Annotated in this window: 1 pseudogene; it reads right to left on the reverse strand. The window is 67.1% G+C overall.

What is annotated here, in order from left to right:
• Nucleotides 1-435 (reverse strand): annotated as a pseudogene (locus EN994_RS35000) (hypothetical protein); the annotation flags it as partial.

The raw sequence follows: 435 nt of genomic DNA on the forward strand, positions 1-435 counted from the left end.
GGCCGGCAGCATGCCGCGCCGTTTGAGCTCAAGCAGCAATGGCCGCCACAGCGCTGTGGCCTTGACCTCCAGCAGGTCGCGGCGGACCGGGCTCAGGTCCCAGTCCGTGTCGACATGGAGCAGGTTTCCGTCCAGCCGCGCATGGGCGCGAAAAGCCTCGGTCGCGGTCGCCGGATCATAGAGCCAGAACGGGTGGGCGAAGATGTTGTGGAACGTCGCCTTCACCTCCGCCAGCAGCGTCGGGATATGCGAGCCTGCAAAGGCAGGATCGAAGAAGGACAGCTCCGCCCTCCCCGCCTTCGCCGTGTACCAGACATTGGCGTTGTGGGCGTCGCCATGCGCGACCACGCCGCCTGCATCGGCAAGCCGGTCCGGCCGCAAGCGCACTGCGGCGGCATCGAAAAGCTCACCGACGCTGTCGGTGTACTGCTCGCC

The sequence above is a fragment of the Mesorhizobium sp. M7A.F.Ca.CA.002.09.1.1 genome (assembly GCF_003998555.1).
In the GTDB taxonomy this organism is placed as follows: domain Bacteria; phylum Pseudomonadota; class Alphaproteobacteria; order Rhizobiales; family Rhizobiaceae; genus Mesorhizobium; species Mesorhizobium ciceri.